This window comes from Marinobacter sp. Arc7-DN-1 (assembly GCF_003441595.1).
Taxonomy (GTDB): Bacteria; Pseudomonadota; Gammaproteobacteria; order Pseudomonadales; family Oleiphilaceae; genus Marinobacter; species Marinobacter metalliresistant.
Genome location: NZ_CP031848.1, coordinates 3,365,516 through 3,382,347 on the forward strand (window position 1 = coordinate 3,365,516; position 16,832 = coordinate 3,382,347).

Annotated in this window: 12 protein-coding genes; 5 read left to right on the top strand and 7 right to left on the bottom strand. The window is 54.8% G+C overall.

Annotated features, from left to right (window positions below):
- Positions 1–46: 46 nt before the first annotated feature.
- From ntrC to glnA, 4 genes are all read right to left on the bottom strand, one after another.
- Entirely contained in the window at positions 47–1,474 is a 1,428-nt protein-coding gene (gene ntrC / locus D0851_RS15880) for a nitrogen regulation protein NR(I) (protein WP_117619493.1), read from the bottom strand.
- Positions 1,471–2,565: a nitrogen regulation protein NR(II) gene (glnL, locus tag D0851_RS15885; RefSeq protein ID WP_117619494.1), complete on the bottom strand. Its 1,095-nt coding sequence runs from the start codon at positions 2,563–2,565 to the stop codon at positions 1,471–1,473. The genes ntrC and glnL overlap by 4 nt, the downstream gene beginning before the upstream one ends.
- Before the next feature lie 269 nt (positions 2,566–2,834).
- The gene (locus D0851_RS15890) at positions 2,835–3,359 is read right to left on the bottom strand and encodes a DUF4124 domain-containing protein (RefSeq protein ID WP_117620436.1); all 525 of its coding nucleotides are present in this window, start codon (positions 3,357–3,359) and stop codon (positions 2,835–2,837) included.
- A gap of 178 nt (positions 3,360–3,537) precedes the next feature.
- A complete protein-coding gene (gene glnA / locus D0851_RS15895) occupies positions 3,538–4,941 on the bottom strand; it encodes a glutamate--ammonia ligase (protein ID WP_117619495.1) in 1,404 nt (467 codons plus the stop codon).
- A 565-nt stretch (positions 4,942–5,506) separates the two neighbouring features.
- On the opposite strand from glnA, the gene typA reads away from it, so the two are divergent.
- The 5 genes from typA to D0851_RS15920 all read left to right on the top strand — a co-directional run bounded on the left by typA (position 5,507) and on the right by D0851_RS15920 (position 11,750).
- Positions 5,507–7,318 (top strand): translational GTPase TypA, encoded by a 1,812-nt coding sequence (gene typA, locus D0851_RS15900; RefSeq protein ID WP_117619496.1) that lies wholly within the window; start codon positions 5,507–5,509, stop codon positions 7,316–7,318.
- 184 nt (positions 7,319–7,502) lie between these two features.
- A complete protein-coding gene (gene pip, locus D0851_RS15905) occupies positions 7,503–8,465 on the top strand; it encodes a prolyl aminopeptidase (RefSeq protein ID WP_117619497.1) in 963 nt (320 codons plus the stop codon).
- Between the two features lie 91 nt (positions 8,466–8,556).
- The gene (dtd, locus tag D0851_RS15910; RefSeq protein WP_117619498.1) at positions 8,557–9,015 is read left to right on the top strand and encodes a D-aminoacyl-tRNA deacylase; all 459 of its coding nucleotides are present in this window, start codon (positions 8,557–8,559) and stop codon (positions 9,013–9,015) included.
- 502 nt (positions 9,016–9,517) lie between these two features.
- On the top strand, positions 9,518–10,642 hold the full coding sequence (locus D0851_RS15915; protein ID WP_117619499.1) for a porin: 1,125 nt from the start codon (positions 9,518–9,520) through the stop codon (positions 10,640–10,642).
- 439 nt (positions 10,643–11,081) lie between these two features.
- A complete protein-coding gene (locus D0851_RS15920; protein ID WP_117619500.1) occupies positions 11,082–11,750 on the top strand; it encodes a response regulator transcription factor in 669 nt (222 codons plus the stop codon).
- Positions 11,751–11,835: 85 nt separating this feature from the next.
- On the opposite strand, the gene D0851_RS15925 is transcribed toward D0851_RS15920, so the two are convergent.
- From D0851_RS15925 to D0851_RS15935, 3 genes are all read right to left on the bottom strand, one after another.
- Positions 11,836–13,230 carry an ATP-binding protein gene (locus tag D0851_RS15925; RefSeq protein WP_162893760.1) on the bottom strand — a complete coding sequence of 465 codons (1,395 nt, stop codon included), beginning with the start codon at positions 13,228–13,230 and terminating at the stop codon, positions 11,836–11,838.
- 123 nt (positions 13,231–13,353) lie between these two features.
- On the bottom strand, positions 13,354–13,698 hold the full coding sequence (locus D0851_RS15930) for a P-II family nitrogen regulator (RefSeq protein ID WP_117619502.1): 345 nt from the start codon (positions 13,696–13,698) through the stop codon (positions 13,354–13,356).
- Positions 13,699–13,716: 18 nt separating this feature from the next.
- Entirely contained in the window at positions 13,717–16,821 is a 3,105-nt protein-coding gene (locus D0851_RS15935; protein ID WP_117619503.1) for an efflux RND transporter permease subunit, read from the bottom strand.
- Positions 16,822–16,832: the final 11 nt, after the last annotated feature.

Consider the following 16,832-nt stretch of genomic DNA (forward strand, 5'->3'; position numbering starts at 1 on the left):
GGGTCAGATGAAAGTTCATCTGACCCCATTTTCAGGACCCCAATCGTCAATCGTCCTCATGCTCCGGGTGATCCATCCCCAGTTCATTGATCTTCCGGGTCAGCGTATTCCGGCCCCAACCCAGCAGGATTGACGCATCCCGGCGCCGGCCGCCGGTGTGCTTCAGCGCGGTTTCGATCATGATTCTCTCGAACTCCGGAACAGCGCTGTCGAGAATGCCTTTCTTGCCCCGTTTAAGCTCCTGTTCCGCCCAGTTTTTCAGGCCCTCCTGCCAGGTAGCCCCGGTGGCGGGTGCCTCTGCCTGGTGCAGCAGTTCCGGGGGCAGGTCATCAATGTGGATTTCCCGGCCGCTGGCCATGACAGTCAGCCACCGACAGGTGTTCTCCAACTGGCGGACGTTACCGGGCCAGGGCAGGGTGGTGAGGTATTCCTCCGCTTCGGGGCGCAGGATTTTCGGCTCCACGGCCAGTTCCTTGGCGGCCCTTTTCAGGAAGTGCTGCATCAACCGGGGGATGTCTTCCCGCCGTTCCGCGAGTTTTGGCAGATGCACGCGGATAACGTTGAGGCGGTGGAAAAGGTCTTCCCGGAAGCTGCCGGCCTGAACCAGCTTTTCCAGGTCCTGATGCGTGGCGGCGATGATCCGGACATCCACCTTGATCGGGGTGGTGCCGCCAACCCGATAGAACTCGCCATCGGCCAGTACCCGCAGCAGGCGGGTCTGGGTATCGGCGGGCATGTCCCCGATTTCATCCAGGAACAGGGTGCCGCCATTGGCTTGTTCAAAGCGGCCCTGGCGGGCGGCACCGGCGCCGGTAAAAGCACCTTTCTCGTGGCCGAACAGTTCGGATTCAATCAGGTCCTTCGGGATGGCGGCCATGTTCAGGGCAATGAACGGGTGTTTGGCTCGGGGGCTGTGGTTGTGCAGCGCCTGGGCCACCAGTTCCTTGCCGGTGCCGCTTTCGCCATTGATCAGTACGGTGATGTTGGAATGGGACAGCCGGCCAACGGCCCGGAAAACTTCCTGCATCGCTGGCGCTTCACCGATGATTTCGGCGGCGCGCTGGGCGCTTTCCGCCGGCGGTTCGGCGCTGGCACGTTTTTCGTGGCTGTGGGCAACAGCACGTTTGACCAGTGCCACGGCATCGTCCACATCGAACGGCTTGGGAAGATATTCAAAGGCCCCGGTCTGGTAACTGGTGACGGCGCTTTCCAGGTCAGAGTGGGCGGTCATGATGATCACGGGCACGTCCGGATGGACATCCACGATCTGGGAAAGCAGGGTGATGCCGTCAACGCCGGGCATCCGGATATCGCTGACGATGGCATCCGGCTGCTCGTGTTCCAGCCGCATCATGATGCTTTCGCCACTGTCGAAAACGCGGGGCTGCATACCGGCCTGGTTAAGGGCGCGCTCCAGCACCCAGCGAATACTGCGGTCGTCGTCGATGATCCAGACGTTTGCCGGTTGGCTCATGGGGTGTCCTCCAGGGGCAGGAAGATGATGAAGTCGGTTCGTCCTGGTTCGCTCTCGCATTCAACCAGTCCATGGTGTTGCCCGATGATGCTCTGGGTAATGGAAAGGCCCAGGCCTGTGCCGCTGGCACGACCGCTGATCATCGGATAGAAAATGTTCTGCAGCAGCTCCGGCGGAATGCCCGGGCCGTTATCTATAACGTCTATCCGGCACACCAGGCGATGGCGCCGATGGCCAATCGTAAACTGCCGCAGAGTGCGGGTCCGGAAGGTAATGGTTGGCGGCTCTTCGCGGCTTTGGCCGCCCTGGTTTTCAAAGGCGGCCTCCATGGCATTGCGGGCAATGTTCAGGAACGCCTGAATCAGCTGCTCCTTGTCGCCCCGGAACTCGGGAATGCTGGGGTCGTAGTCCCGGCTGAAATGGAGGCGGCCTTTGCTCTCGGCTTCCAGGAGGGTGCCTACCCGTTCCAGCACCTCATGGATGTTCGTCGGTGCCAGTTTGAGTGCCTTGTTCGGGCCTAGCATCCGGTCTACGAGGCTTCTCAGGCGGTCAGCCTCATCAATGATTACCCGGGTGTACTCGCGCTGATCCTCGCTGTTGAGCTCACGGTCCAGAAGCTGGGCGGCGCCACGGATTCCCCCAAGCGGATTCTTGATCTCGTGGGCCATACCCCGGACCAGAATGCGGGTGGTTTCCTGCTGGGAGATGATGTCCTCTTCACGGCTGATCCTCAGTAGCCGGTCCCTTGGCTGGATTTCGATCAGTAATTCGGTCGGATCCAGACTGATTGGGGTGACTGAGTAATCCACGGTGAGGCGTAAGCCGCTGGTTAACAGGAATTCGGCCTCACGGCGGGTGTAGGACTGGCCGTTGTCCACGGCGGCAAACAATGTTTTCAGGGCATCTTCGGAATCGACAAGGATGTCGCGGAAAGGCTGACCGTGGCTGCGTGTCATGCTGGTTTCGAACAGGCTTTCGGCGGACGGATTGAGATATCGTATGTTCAGGTTATCTTCCAGCACCAGGACAGCCGTGGTGAGGCTGTCGAGAATGCTTCTGTATCCGATTGCGTGGGCCAAAGGCAGTGCCATGCGTGATTTCCGTTGGTTCGACATAGTTTGACCTCTGGAGTTTTGCAAAAAGCGAACCACTTTGCGCCAGGTTCAGAAATGAGTGGGCAAAGTACGGGCATAGGGCCGTATCGGCGTTGAAATGTGCCGTAAGCTGGTGCAAACGGGGACAAGCCCTTGACCAGCCCGGAAAATTCGCCCCGTTGCTGGTCAGAGTATGGCTTTTTTCTGGTGCGCCCGCACCAAACTGGTGCGGGCAGTTTGGGCAGCTGGATAGTTGGGTGGTTTGGCTAGTTTGCCACGGAGGGGCGGTGAACGGTGAAGGAAATGGACGTACCGGTTTTTACCTGTACGCCGTTTTCATCCACGATGTGCACTCGGGCCTGGTGGGTGCCACGATAGACGTTGCTGACGGTAACCGAACCGGAAGTGCTCTGGCCAACCGGCTGGCCATCAAGGGTTACTTCATACTTGTGACCAGGCCGCAGGCCCGGCGTGCTGCGAACCTCGAACTGGATATCACCGCTACCACTGTAGAAGGCCTGGTCGTTATCCGGATACACAAAGGAGACGCTCTCGTACGCTGCACCCTCCCTCTGAACCTCTTCACGAAGCTTCTTGGTTTCCTGAACCACCTCGGGCTTCGGCAGAGTGATCGTAGTAACCGGTTTGACCTCTACGGCTTCAGCGCCTTCGCTCGGCTCATCGGAGAACGTAACGTTGCCGTAGGCATCGACGTTGCGGTAGACCTCGGCGGAGGCCGGGACCGCCAGAGCAAACAGTAGGCCGGCAACCAATCCAGACTTCGGATTCATAAGCTCACCTGTCATTGGGTTTTCCCGATTATCGGCGGCGCCCGGGGGCATTTCAACGCCTGTGGGGCGGGATGTTGGTTACATATCGTTAAGGGCTGCAGGCAATGTGCTTTTGCGCACAAAAAAAGCCCCGCACGGGGCGGGGCTTTGCTGCTCTTTAACTCTCTGGAGAGAGGTTTTAGCAGGAGTAGTACAGCTCGAACTCAACCGGATGAGTGGTCATGTTCAGCTTCTCAACTTCACCGCGCTTCAGATCAATATAGCCGGCAATCATGTCTTCAGTGAACACGCCTCCGCGGGTCAGGAACTCGTGGTCCGCTTCCAGGCAATCCAGAGCTTCAGACAGGGTTTCGGCAACCTTCGGAATGCTCAGGGCCTCTTCTTTGGGCAGATCGTACAGATCCTTGTCCATGGCATCGCCAGGGTGGATCTTGTTCTGGATGCCGTCCAGGCCGGCCATCATCAGGGCAGCGAAAGCCAGGTACGGGTTGGCAGCCGGATCAGGGAAGCGAACTTCAATACGACGCGCTTTCGGGCTGTTCACGTAAGGGATTCGGATGGAGGCCGAACGGTTACGGGCGGAGTATGCCAGCATGACCGGTGCTTCGTAGCCCGGAACCAGGCGCTTGTAGCTGTTGGTTGCCGGGTTGGTGAAGGCGTTGATGGCCTTGGCGTGCTTGATAACACCACCAACGTAGTACAGGGCGGCTTCGCTCAGGCCGGCATAGCTGTCGCCTGCGAACAGGTTTTTGCCGTCTTTGCTCAGTGACATGTGTACGTGCATGCCGGAACCGTTATCACCAACTACCGGCTTGGGCATGAAGGTGGCTGTTTTGCCATAAGCGTGCGCCACATTGTGTACGCAGTACTTGAGGATTTGAACTTCGTCAGCCTTGCGGGTCAGGGTGTTGGCGCCAACGCCGATTTCACACTGGCCAGCAGTGCCCACTTCGTGGTGGTGAACTTCAATTTCCAGACCCATGGATTCCATGGCCGCACACATGGCGCCACGCAGATCATGCAGGCTGTCAACCGGCGGAACCGGGAAATAGCCGCCTTTGACCCCCGGGCGGTGGCCGATGTTGTTGCGGTCGAAGTCTTCGCCGGATACCCAGGCGGCCTCTTCAGAATGAATGTGGTATGAAGAGCCTTGCATGTCGACGCTCCATTTAACGGAATCAAAGACAAAGAACTCCGGCTCCGGGCCGAACAGGGCGCCATCGGCGATGCCGGTGGACTTCAGGTATTCCTCGGCACGACGGGCAACGGAGCGCGGATCGCGCTCATAACCCTGCATGGTAGAAGGCTCTACGATGTTGCAGGTGATGTTAACGGTGGTTTCTTCAGTGAACGGATCGAGTACAGAGGTCGCGTCGTCCGGCATCAGGATCATGTCGGATTCGTTGATGCCTTTCCAGCCGGCAATGGAGGAGCCGTCAAACATTTTGCCGTCTGCGAAAAAGTCTTCATCTACTTCGGTGGCGGGCAGCGTCACGTGCTGCTCTTTACCGCGGCTGTCAGTAAAGCGCAGGTCAACCCATTTGACTTCGTGTTCTTTGATCAAATCAACTGTCTTGGACATTGTGCATGCTCCGTAAGTTATACCGCACAGGCGGCTGTATTCATGTTCGTGGTGCCGGATCGCTCAGAGTACTGAGTTCCGATCTGTTTCTCAGGTCTGCGCAGCTTAGCAAATGCCAGTGCGTCTTACCTGCAAATTTCGGCTGCTTTCGATAAAGCAAGGCGCTTGCCAATTTTCAGGGCATGCTCCAGAACGGCGCAACTGCCAGGGTTTGGGGCATGTTCAGGGCAAAGGCATTTTTACCAGGCTGGTTCTTGCGCTTTGTTGGCGCACACAATTGGTGCGTTAATTGACTGGGTGCGCTAAATAAGTGCAAAGCATCGCCTAAACCTAAATAGGGTAGGCGTTTTTCTTCATATTAACGACACAGACTTTTCGCTATACTACGCGCCGCTTCATTTTCACCCTGCCATTTTCAGATCCCGGATCGAAAAGCTCCATGCAGGGTGCCGGGCAGCCAGTTCCGGTAAATGAGTTCATTTTACGGATTTGAGACGGCATGTGTGGGGATTTCCCTGCGAACGACCCTCTCAGGTCATTGAGTGCATGCCGCAGGATTATTTTTGTGATTGAAAAACTTCGTAATATCGCCATTATCGCCCACGTTGACCATGGTAAAACCACGCTCGTAGACAAGCTGCTGCGTCAGTCCGGCACGCTGGATCGCAAAGAGCTGGAGAACGAGCGGGTCATGGATTCCAATGACCAGGAAAAAGAGCGTGGCATTACCATTCTGGCCAAGAACACGGCCCTGAAATGGAACGGTTACGACATCAACATCGTTGATACTCCGGGCCACGCTGACTTCGGTGGCGAAGTTGAGCGAGTGATGAGCATGGTTGATTGTGTGTTGCTGGTGGTTGATTCCATTGATGGCCCGATGCCGCAAACACGTTTTGTGACCCAGAAGGCGTTTGCCGCCGGCCTGCGCCCGATTGTCGTGGTCAACAAGATTGACCGTCCCGGTGCACGGCCCGACTGGGTTGTAGACCAGGTGTTTGATCTGTTCGACAACCTGGGTGCGACCGACGAGCAACTGGACTTCCCCATTGTTTTTGCCAGTGCCCTCAACGGCATTGCCGGCATGGACCATGAAAACCTGGACGACAACATGGATGCCGTGTTCCAGGCGATCGTTGATCATGTGCCGGCACCAAACGTCGATATGGACGGTCCGTTCCAGATGCAGATCTCCCAGCTGGACTACAACAGCTTCCTGGGCGTGATCGGTATTGGCCGCATCGCACGCGGCAAGATCAAAACCAATTCGCCGGTGACCGCGATTGGTGCCAGTGGCAAGAAGCGCAATGGTCGAATCCTCAAGATCATGGGGCACTCAGGCCTGCAGCGCGTTGAAGTGGATGAGGCACAGGCTGGCGATATCGTCTGCGTGAGCGGTATGGATGAGCTGTTTATCTCCGATACCCTGTGTGACCAGGCCAACGTTGAGGCCCTGCCGGCACTGACGGTGGATGAGCCGACCGTGTCGATGACCTTCCAGGTAAACGATTCGCCTTTCGCCGGCAGGGAAGGCAAGTACGTTACCAGCCGGAACATCAAGGAGCGTCTGGAAAAGGAGTTGCTGCACAACGTGGCGCTGCGCGTTGAAGAAGGCGATTCGGCGGACAAGTTCAAGGTATCCGGCCGTGGTGAACTGCATCTGTCAGTGCTGATTGAGAATATGCGCCGCGAGAACTTCGAGCTGGCGGTCGGGCGGCCTGAAGTTGTCATTCGTGAAGTGGATGGCGTCAAGCAGGAGCCCTATGAAAATGTCATCGTCGACATTGAAGAGCAGCACCAGGGCCCGATCATGGAGCAGATGGGGCTGCGTAAAGGCGACCTGACCAACATGGTGCCGGATGGCAAGGGGCGGATGCGTCTTGAGTACACCATTCCGGCACGGGGCCTGATCGGTTTCCGCAATACCTTCCTGACCATGACCTCGGGTACCGGTATTCTGACCTCGACCTTCAGTCATTACGGCCCCATCAAGGTTGGCGATGTCACCAGTCGCCAGAATGGTGTCCTCGTTTCCATGGCAACCGGAACAGCGCTGACCTATTCTCTGGAAACCCTGCAGAGCCGTGGCAAGCTGTTCCTGGACCCGGGCCAGGAAATCTACGAAGGCCAGCTTTGCGGTATTCACAGCCGTGACAATGATCTGGTGGTTAACCCCACCAAGGGCAAGAAGCTCGACAACATGCGAGCTTCCGGCAAGGATGAAGTCATCGGGCTGGTGCCGCCCATCAAGTTCACCCTTGAGCAGGCGCTGGAGTTCATCGATGACGACGAACTGGTTGAAGTGACCCCGAAATCGATTCGCCTGCGGAAGAAATTTCTGACCGAAAATGATCGCAAGCGTGCGAATAAGAAGTAAGCCGGCGCTTGGAAAAGTGAAAAAGGGGTCAGAAGAAAGCTTTCTTCTGACCCCGGGGCCTAAAAGTTCATCTGACCCCCGATTTTACCTCTCGGCTCGAAGCCTCCCGTGGGGTCAGATGAAAGCTTTCATCTGACCCCATCTTCATCCAGAATTCCGGGATAACCCTGTTCCGGAGCGCCCCATGCTTACCCTTTACCCTGAAATCAAACCCAACGCCCAGCACCGTATTGCGGTTGATGCGCCGCACGAGCTCTATGTTGAAGAAAGCGGCAACCCGGATGGCATCCCGGTTCTTGTGGTCCACGGCGGGCCTGGCGGAGGCTGTGAGGATTACCACCGGCGCTTCTTCGATGCCGAGCGTTTCCGGATCATTCTGATGGACCAGCGTGGTGCCGGCCGGTCGACGCCCCTGGCGGAACTTGAAGGCAACAGCACGGGAAAGCTGGTTGAAGATATGGAGGCTGTGCGCTCCTTCCTTGGTGTCGACAAATGGCTTCTGTTCGGTGGCAGTTGGGGCTCGACCCTGAGCCTGGTCTATGCCCAGGCCCACCCTGAGCGGGTGTTGGGGCTGGTTTTGCGAGGCATCTTTCTCTGTCGCCCCCGGGATATTCATTGGTTTTACCAGGATGGCGCAAGCCGGGTGTTCCCGGACTACTGGGCAGACTTTGAGGCACAGATTCCCGGGGCGGAGCGTGGCGACTTGGTCGCCGCTTATTATCAGCGGCTCACCAGCAGCAACGAGCTGGAGCAGATTCAGGCCGCCAAGGCCTGGTCTGTGTGGGAGGGGAGGTGCGCAACCCTGCATCCGAATCCGAGGGTGGTTGAGCATTTTGGTCATCCCCATGTTGCCATCGCCCTGGCCCGTATCGAATGCCACTATTTCATGAATTCCTCGTTCCTAGAGCCTGATCAGATCCTGCGGGATGCGGGCAGACTGTCGGAGATTCCGGGCATTATTGTCCATGGTCGCTACGATATGGTCTGCCCGCTGGAAAATGCGCTCGCACTCAGCAGGGCCTGGCCGGAGGCGGAGCTGCAGATCATTCGGGATGCTGGCCATTCCGCCTCTGAACCGGCGATTGTCGATGCGCTGATTCGTGGCGTTGAATCCGTGATCGCGAAAACTGAGAAAAGTGCTGGCTGAATCCTTTTTGAGGGTTGCGGCGTGCCATTACCGTGGATAAACTCTCGCCCGGATTTAATTTCCTCCTGTTTATGCGTCCTCAGAGAATTGAATGAAAGGACTGATCCAGCGAGTTTCGAAAGCCAGTGTTGCGGTGGATGGTGAGCAGATAGCCTCGATAGAAACCGGCCTGCTGCTGTTGCTGGGTGTTGTGAAGGGCGATGGCGAGCGAGAAGCACGGAAGCTGTGCCGAAAAATTCTCACGTATCGTGTTTTTCCCGATGCCGCCGGCCGGATGAACCGAAGTCTCTTCGATGTCGGGGGCTCCCTCCTTGTTGTTCCACAGTTTACGCTGGCTGCCGATACCTCATCCGGTACGCGACCGGGGTTTTCGCTTGCCGCCGGGCCTGAAGAGGCGAACGCCCTATACCGGCTCTTTGTGGCAGAGGCTGTTTCCGCGCTGGGGCCGGAAAACGTGGGTGAGGGAAAATTCGGTGCCGATATGAAAGTCGGTCTGGTGAATGACGGCCCGGTGACGTTCCTGCTCGAGAGCGGGCAGGGAACAGAATAAGTGCTTGCACTGGTATTGGGCGTCTGCTCCGCGCCCGATTCCTGCTGGTGCAAAGATGCCGGCGAATACCGGCGGGTGCAAACAGTAGTCTGTTTCCCAGAGGCTTTAACAATCTGATAATAAAGAGTTAATGTAAATCTGGCCTTGGAATTGATGTGCAACTGCCACGGAGCCCGTGAGCGCCTTAAAGCGTAAACACCTGCGTTTCTGGGGCCATAAGCACTAAAAATGCACCTCCAATAATTTGCAAAGTGGGAATCGTTGTATTAAAACTGCTTCATCATTCAGAGCTTTAAGAATGCCCTGTAACTGATTGAACCGCAAAGATCCGATTGCGAATGGTTTTTCTCAAAAAAAGAAGAAAAGTTGTCTCTGTGTCAAAAAAATGACATAGGGGTAATGCAGAACCGGCCTCACCCGCCTGGCGGGATGAGGCCTTATAAAATCGGGATAAGAACCCGTCGCTAAAACCTGAGTTAACTCAAAAAAAGGAAGACGCAACATGAAAAAAACAGCTCTTGCATCGGCCATTGCCGCATCAATGGCAGTTGCTCCGGCATTGGTATCTGCTGCCAACGTCGTGCCGGAGACCGGTTCGGAAGTTTCCAGGCTGGCTGCCCGCATGGATGCGCTGCCGGAAATCTATGGCAATGTCCAGATGATTTATACCAATGCCGATCAAGAAGGGTTCGGGGGTAGCAGAAGCCAGTTGACGGACTACGGATACTCGACGCTCGGGGTCCGGCACAGCCACGAAATTCTGCCTGGTGTTGAGGCTTTCGGGAAGCTGGAGCTGCAACGTTTTTCGCCGACGGAAGGGACGGAAAAGTCTTCGAATACGTCCATTCAAGTCGATGAGGCGTATTTCGGCATCCGGGGAGATTTCGGCGAGGTATGGGTCGGCTCGGATGACTCTCAGTACGAGGTGTTAATCGGAGATTACGGCAACTGGTATTACGAAGTGGCTCAGTCCAATTTTTATGCCAACTGGACGACCGGTGAAGATGATCTGATTCAGTACGTGTCGCCGAGCTTCGGGGGGCTTACCCTTCATGGTGTTGTACAGATTGACGGGAGCACCGAGCGCGGTGATGGCCAGAACAGGTATCCGTATCAGCTTGGGGTAAAATATCAGCGCGACCGCTTTGCCCTCGTGCTTGCCATGGACTCCAATGACGGTGCCGCGAACAACGAGAACACCTATGGCGCCCGGGTGGATTACACTGTCAACAGCGCATTGTCGCTGAACGCCTTCTATTCAACCCAGAAAGGCGACGAGGCCGTGGCCGCTGTCGGAGAAGGGGTCAGGGACAACCCTGTTACGTCTTTCGAGTCGTATGGGACAGTGGCAGGCAGTACCGGCCTGGGTGAGAACCTGTTTGGTGTCCAGGGTATCTACGCTATTGGTGCATCGCGCTTCACCCTGTCTTACGAGATGGAGAAAGACGATGTGGACGGAGCCGGTGATGGCAAGCGGGAATCCACCAACATCACTGCCCAGGCATTGCATAACGTTTCTGACAACCTTTATGTGTATGTCGAAGCCCTCCGTCGTAACGACAAAGAGGGGAACACTTACGATTCCGACTATAATGAGCTCAATATAGGCGGCGCGTACCTCTTCTGATTTTTAGGGCCGTTTTTCCGTGCCCCGGGAGTGAGTAGCCTGCACACTGGAGCCTGACGCCAGAAAAGCCGATGGCTCCGGATTTTGTTTTCCAATCCTGCGGAGGCCCGCAAATCATTCAGGGTAAGCGCCCACAGGTCCGCACCTGTCCCTTGATTCCGGTTTCCCACACGATTCCTGCCTGTAACCGTTAAATCCGAAAGCCTGTCGGCCCGCCTCCGTGTCGCTGAGCAATGCCTCAACGCCGACATAGTCCGGGCGGCTGAGTGGTAATCAGTGGTTCCCCGGAGGTTTCCTGGCAAATAATTTGTATCAATTTCGTTTGTCGACTGATAAGTATGGGCCGTGACTGGTAAAATCGAACAAGGGAGCCTGATGAATTATCCTGGGTGCATATAAAGTAACCGCCGCGGCCAAATACCGGTTTTGAGAGATCGAGATGAAAATTCTGATTGTTGAAGATAATGCCTTCTTAGCAGAAAGAATCTCAAACTGGCTTGAAAGATCTGATTATGCTGTTGATATTGCAAAGAACGCCGAAGAAGCCAACTTTTTTGTCGGTACAAGCTTGTATGAGGGAATAGTCCTCGACATCGGATTGCCCGATAAAGATGGCCTGTCGCTTATGCGGGAGTGGCGCAAAACCGGACGAGATGATGCGATACTTATCCTGACGGCCAGGTCAAACTGGTCGGAAAGAGTTCAGGGTTTAAATGCCGGTGCTGACGATTATCTGCCAAAGCCCTTTGAGTTCGAAGAGTTGCAGGCCAGACTGAACGCCATCATCCGAAGAAAAGAAGGGCGCTCTACAAACGAGATTGGGGTTGGTGGATACCAGTTGAATAACGACTGCAGGACATTATCGACCCCAACAGGTGAGGACCATCGGTTGACGGCCACTGAGTTCCGCCTGCTTCAGTGTTTTTTGCGTTCGCCCGGAAGAGTGTTCTCCCAGAATGACCTTGTGGATCTTTTATACAATATCGACAGGTCCCCGGGGAATAATGTGATTCAGGTCTACATAACGCGGCTTAGAAGACTGCTTGGGAAATCGAAAATAAAAACCCTTCGCGGACAAGGCTATTATTTCGATCCGGAAGAGCCTTAACCAGAGGCTCCTTAAATGTTCATCCGTTGAGGGGTGCCAATGCCTCATGGTAATACGCCAGAACATGGGCGTTATTTCTACCCCCTTATGAGAAAGCCGGATTGAGCTTGCTGGCGGAAAATATTACCTCCACTCTAAGCCCTGCCATTTTCGACTTTGAAAAAATCAGTTTACCGGAGTAATTGTCCACGATTTCATCTACGATGGACAACCCAAGGCCATAGCCAGGTGTTTGCTCATCAAGCCGCCGTTTTCTCTTTGTTAACTGGTCCAGATTATCCTGCGCAACGCCCGGCCCGTCGTCTTCTATCATTATTTTAAACATATTTTTTTCCTGGGCCAATGTTATATCGATCCTGCCATCGCTCCACTTTGCTGCATTATCAAGAATATTGCCAACTACTTCATTAAAGTCATGCTCATCGATTGGCCAGAAAAAATCATCAGGCAAGTCTTTTTTCAATAAATAGCTTTTCCGTGGGTAGATTCTCCGCACAACATCAATGATTGCCTCAACCTTTTCCACAACCTTTATGGGCTTTCCTGAATATTGCCCCGACATCTCGGCTCTTCTCATCTGGGCGTCAATGATTTTCCGAAGTTCGGATAATTTGGCATGAAGAAATTCCCGGTCATCGTGTTCAATGGGGGTTTCCTGATCGCCTGTGATCGCGATAGCAACGGTTAAAGGCGTCTTGATACTGTGCGAGAGATCGGACATTGATCTTCTGGAGCGCTTCAGACGCCTGTCCAGAACCTCAAGAAGATGATTGAAATCAACTACAACCTCTCTGAACTCCACGGGTGAATCCTCCGCCAGGCGTGTCCGGCGACCATTCTTTAACTCAGACAACTGAACACTCAAATCCCCCAGTGGTTTCAGGGCGGTATTTACGCTCAGATATATGAAAAAAATAATGGAAAAAAACAATGCGAGTGCGACAACCCCAATGACTAAATGCACATCATCCGAAATAGCTGGCTTATAATTTTCTTTTTCCAGAACCAAAATTTGTATTTTTTTGCCGCCTATGTCGATTTCCGATGCGATCCCCAGCAATGTATGGTCTTTATCGTTATAATGTATTATTCCACGCTCATCACCTGACAGGATGTTTTTTACAACATCCAGGAATGTCTTCTCAGAGACAACAATACTCTCTCCGGAGTTTACTGAAAAAATATAACTCCCCTGGTCTCCCGAATTGACGATCTGCTTTATTTTATTGTCAGTCAGCTGGCCCGAGCCAGCCAGTAGCTCTGTGAACTGAGAGAGTTGAGCTTCCAGCCTGCTTCGATGCAATTCTTCATGTAAATAACCAATGAGAAGCTGATGGGAGATCCATACCACAAGCATAAATGCAAGGCCCATTGGAAAAAGGTAGGAAAAAAGCGTTTTTCTGATTGAGCGGCGCCCCCACCAGTTACGAAAAGTGCTTATGTTATCTTGTAGGCGCTTATAAGTTTTCGGGGGGTTCATTGGAGAGCACCGCATGGGGTTTCAGGAGTGTTGCATATGAATACGGAGGGAAGCGGATTAATACCGGAAACTATCTAAAATACAGGGACTGAAGGTTTTCAGCCTTCAGTCCCTGTCCTGCTTCTACACTGACCGGGCCCGGAGAGCTTCCGGCCCTGATACACCGTCATCGATGCGTATTGCTTTTGCCAGCCTGGAAATCAGGACCTTGCCATCTCCGGGGTGGCCTTCCTGAGTGCGGCCAGCCCGAACAATGGTATCAGCCACCGTATCGGCGGCTGACTCGCTATCAACATCCACTTCCAGCTTGACCATCTCGACTTTCGCCATCTGGCTGCCGTCATTGACAGTGTGGCCAAATTCGCTCAGTGACACAACGGCTATACTGGCAACCCCGGCCAGTTTAGCCACTTCATCTATGACAAGTTCGCTCATGGCTTTACGAACATAAGCTTTTATTTCGTACATCTGAATCACTCCTTGCCGTTAAAGGTCGACTTCCTCACGCTTCATTGCAAACCACTGGTAGATACTTGGCAACACGACAAGCGTCAGCAAGGTCGACGTAATCAACCCTCCGACCACGACTGTCGCAAGAGGGCGCTGGACGTTTGAGCCTATTCCGTCCGCCAGCAGAAGCGGCACCAGGCCGAGAATCGCGACGGATGCCGTCATCAGGACGGGGCGCAGGCGGCGCTTGGCTCCCAGCTTTACGGCTTCCATTACTTCGTAGCCCTGGTCTCTCAACTGGTTGATGTAACTTACCATCACCACGCCATTCAGTACGGCGACACCGAATACGGCGATGAAGCCGACCGCCGCCGGCACCGACAAGTACAGTCCGGTCACAAACAGGGCAACGATTCCGCCAGTGACGGCGAATGGTACGTTGAGAAAAATAAGCGTGGCATAGCGCAGGCTGCCGAAGGCCGAGTATAACAGCAGGAATATCAGCGCCAGGGTAATTGGCACCACAACCTGGAGGCGCGCCATCGCCCGCTGCTGATTTTCGAACTGGCCACCGAACTCCACGAAATAGCCCGGGGGCATTTCAACCTGCTGTTTGATCCGGGCACGCAATTCTTCAACAACCCCGCCCATATCACGGCCGCGCACATTCATCTGAACATAAAGCCGGCGGCTGGCGTTTGAGCGCGAGATTTTCTTCGGCCCCGCGTAGGTGGTCACGCCTGCAACACGTTTCAGCGGAATCATTTCGCCGCTGGCGCCCCGCAGAGGCAGCTCGCGAATCTCATCAAGTGAACCCCGGAACTGTTCCTGCAGGCGCGCATAGATCTCGAACCGGCGAACCCCGTCAAACACCAGCCCGGAGGTTCCGCCACCGATACCCAGTTCGACGGTTTCCATCACATGATCAACGCTGATGCCGTATTGCGCCAGGGCATTACGATCCGGACGGATTACAATCTGCTTTTTCCCCGCCATCTGCTGAGATCGAACATCGGTTGCGCCAGGTACTTCCTTGGCCAGGGCCTCGACTTCTTTGCCGATTCGGGACAGTTCCTTGAGATCGTCGCCAAAAATACTCGCGACCAATTGCGCCTGCACACCGGACAAAAGCTCGTCTGTCCTGAGCTGAATGGGCTGCGACATGTTATTCGCGAGGCCAGGTATTTTCTCATTTAACGCTTCCGCTATTCGGCCTTGTAACTCCTCATAGCTCAAACCGTCCGGCCATTGATCCAGGGGCTTAAGGGTTATGAGGGTTGCCACAACATTCACCGGCTCCGGGTCACCACCAACTTCTGCCCGACCCACGCGTGCGTAGCTCTCCGTTACCTCGGGGAAATCCTCGAGAACTTCCTGAATGCGTTTCCCATAACTGATGGCTGAGTCCAGGCTGGCACCTGGCGGCAGGGTGGAGCGCAACTGAAACGTGCCCTCGCGAAGGGTTGGTACAAACTCGCTGCCCAGGAACGGAAAGAGAAACAGGCTCCCGGCGAAAGCAAGAACAGCAATGCCCATCACCAGCTTGGGGGCCTTTACCACGGTGTTGACCACCGGTTCGTAGAGCCAGCCCAGGGCCTGCACCAAACGTGGCTCCTTGTGTACGACACCCATTTTGAACGCAAGTGACGCCAGCGCGGGCACCAGTGTAAGCGCCAGGATCAGGGCGCCGATCAGGGCAAAACTGATGGTATAGGCCATCGGGGAAAACAGCTTCCCTTCCACACCCTGCAGGGTAAACAGAGGCAGGAAGACAATGATGATGATGCCAATGGCAAAAACGATAGGCCGCGCTACCTCCCGTGCAGCTTCACCCACAAGGCGTGCGATGCTGATCTGCTCGGTTGATCGCTCCTCAAGGTGCCGGAATATATTCTCGATCATTACCACGGCGCCATCGACCATCATGCCGATACCGATTGCGAGCCCGCCCAGGCTCATCAGGTTTGCGGACAAGCCGGTAAAACTCATTGCTATGAATGCGATCAGTACCGAGAGCGGAAGTGTCAGCACAACGATCAGCGTGGAGCGGATGTTGCCAAGGAAAAGATAGAGAAATGCCAGAACAAAAATAGCGCCTTCGAGCAGTGCCTTTTCGACGGTACCAATTGCTTTTTCGACCAGCGTTGCCTGCGAGTAGTAAGGCTTTATGGACAGGCCCTCGGGCAACGACTCGTTCAGTTCGGCAATCTTCTTGTCGACGTCTTCCAGCACCTTGCTCGTGTTGGTGCCAATCAGCTTCATGACATAGCCGCCAACCGACTCTTTGCCGTCGGAAACCTGAGCGCCCCGGCGGATGGCAGGCCCCAGGGCGACTGAGGCAACATCCTTTATATAGATGGGCGTATCATTAGGCCTCGATACGATAACATTCCGGATGTCGTCCAGGCTTTCCTTTCCGGGATTGATCCACCCGTAGCCACGAACGATATATTCTTCGCCACCCCGGGTTATGAATGAGGCGCCGACGTTCCGGTTGTTGCCCGCCAGCGCCTGGCGCACATCCGCGACTGTCAGGTCTCGTGCCTGCAGGGCCCTGGCATCGATATTGACCTGATACTGCTTGACGTCACCGCCAATCGACAGTACGCCAGTCACACCCGGCACCGTCCGTAACTGGGGCTTGATAATCCAGTCCTGAATCGTGCGCATCTCCTGCAGGCTGAAGTTTTTCCCTTCTTCTTCAACAAGCGAATACATCAGAATCCGGCCAAGCCCGGTGGTGATAGGCCCTAACTCAGGCTCACCCATCCCTTCGGGTATCTGTCTTTTTGCTTCCGCCAGGCGTTCCATAACGAGCCGGCGGGCAAAATAGATGTCAGTACCATCCTCAAAATAGATGGTCACCCGGGACAGGCCGAAGATAGAGGTACTCTGCACCTTTTCCAGTTTGGGAATGCCATACATGCTGATTTCAATCGGGTAGGAAATCAGTGTTTCGACATCAACCGGAGACAGCCCCGGGCTGGTTGTGAAGACTTGCACCATGGTTGGCGTGGCATCTGGAAACGCATCCACCGGTAATTTATTGAATGAAAAATAGCCGGCCACGATAACTGCCAAAGCAGCCACGATTGTCATCAGCCGGTTGTTCAGTGCGTAGTTTACAATAGCGTTGATCATAGGTTCTCCGG

Bases quoted from the DNA above. Each gene is read 5' to 3' on its own strand.
- ntrC (WP_117619493.1), bottom strand. From the start codon at position 1,474: ATGAGCCAACCGGCAAACGTCTGGATCATCGACGACGACCGCAGTATT.
- glnL (WP_117619494.1), bottom strand. From the start codon at position 2,565: ATGGCACTGCCTTTGGCCCACGCAATCGGATACAGAAGCATTCTCGAC.
- D0851_RS15890 (WP_117620436.1), bottom strand. From the start codon at position 3,359: ATGAATCCGAAGTCTGGATTGGTTGCCGGCCTACTGTTTGCTCTGGCG.
- glnA (WP_117619495.1), bottom strand. From the start codon at position 4,941: ATGTCCAAGACAGTTGATTTGATCAAAGAACACGAAGTCAAATGGGTT.
- pip (WP_117619497.1), top strand. From the start codon at position 7,503: ATGCTTACCCTTTACCCTGAAATCAAACCCAACGCCCAGCACCGTATT.
- dtd (WP_117619498.1), top strand. From the start codon at position 8,557: ATGAAAGGACTGATCCAGCGAGTTTCGAAAGCCAGTGTTGCGGTGGAT.
- D0851_RS15915 (WP_117619499.1), top strand. From the start codon at position 9,518: ATGAAAAAAACAGCTCTTGCATCGGCCATTGCCGCATCAATGGCAGTT.
- D0851_RS15920 (WP_117619500.1), top strand. From the start codon at position 11,082: ATGAAAATTCTGATTGTTGAAGATAATGCCTTCTTAGCAGAAAGAATC.
- D0851_RS15925 (WP_162893760.1), bottom strand. From the start codon at position 13,230: ATGAACCCCCCGAAAACTTATAAGCGCCTACAAGATAACATAAGCACT.
- D0851_RS15930 (WP_117619502.1), bottom strand. From the start codon at position 13,698: ATGTACGAAATAAAAGCTTATGTTCGTAAAGCCATGAGCGAACTTGTC.
- D0851_RS15935 (WP_117619503.1), bottom strand. From the start codon at position 16,821: ATGATCAACGCTATTGTAAACTACGCACTGAACAACCGGCTGATGACA.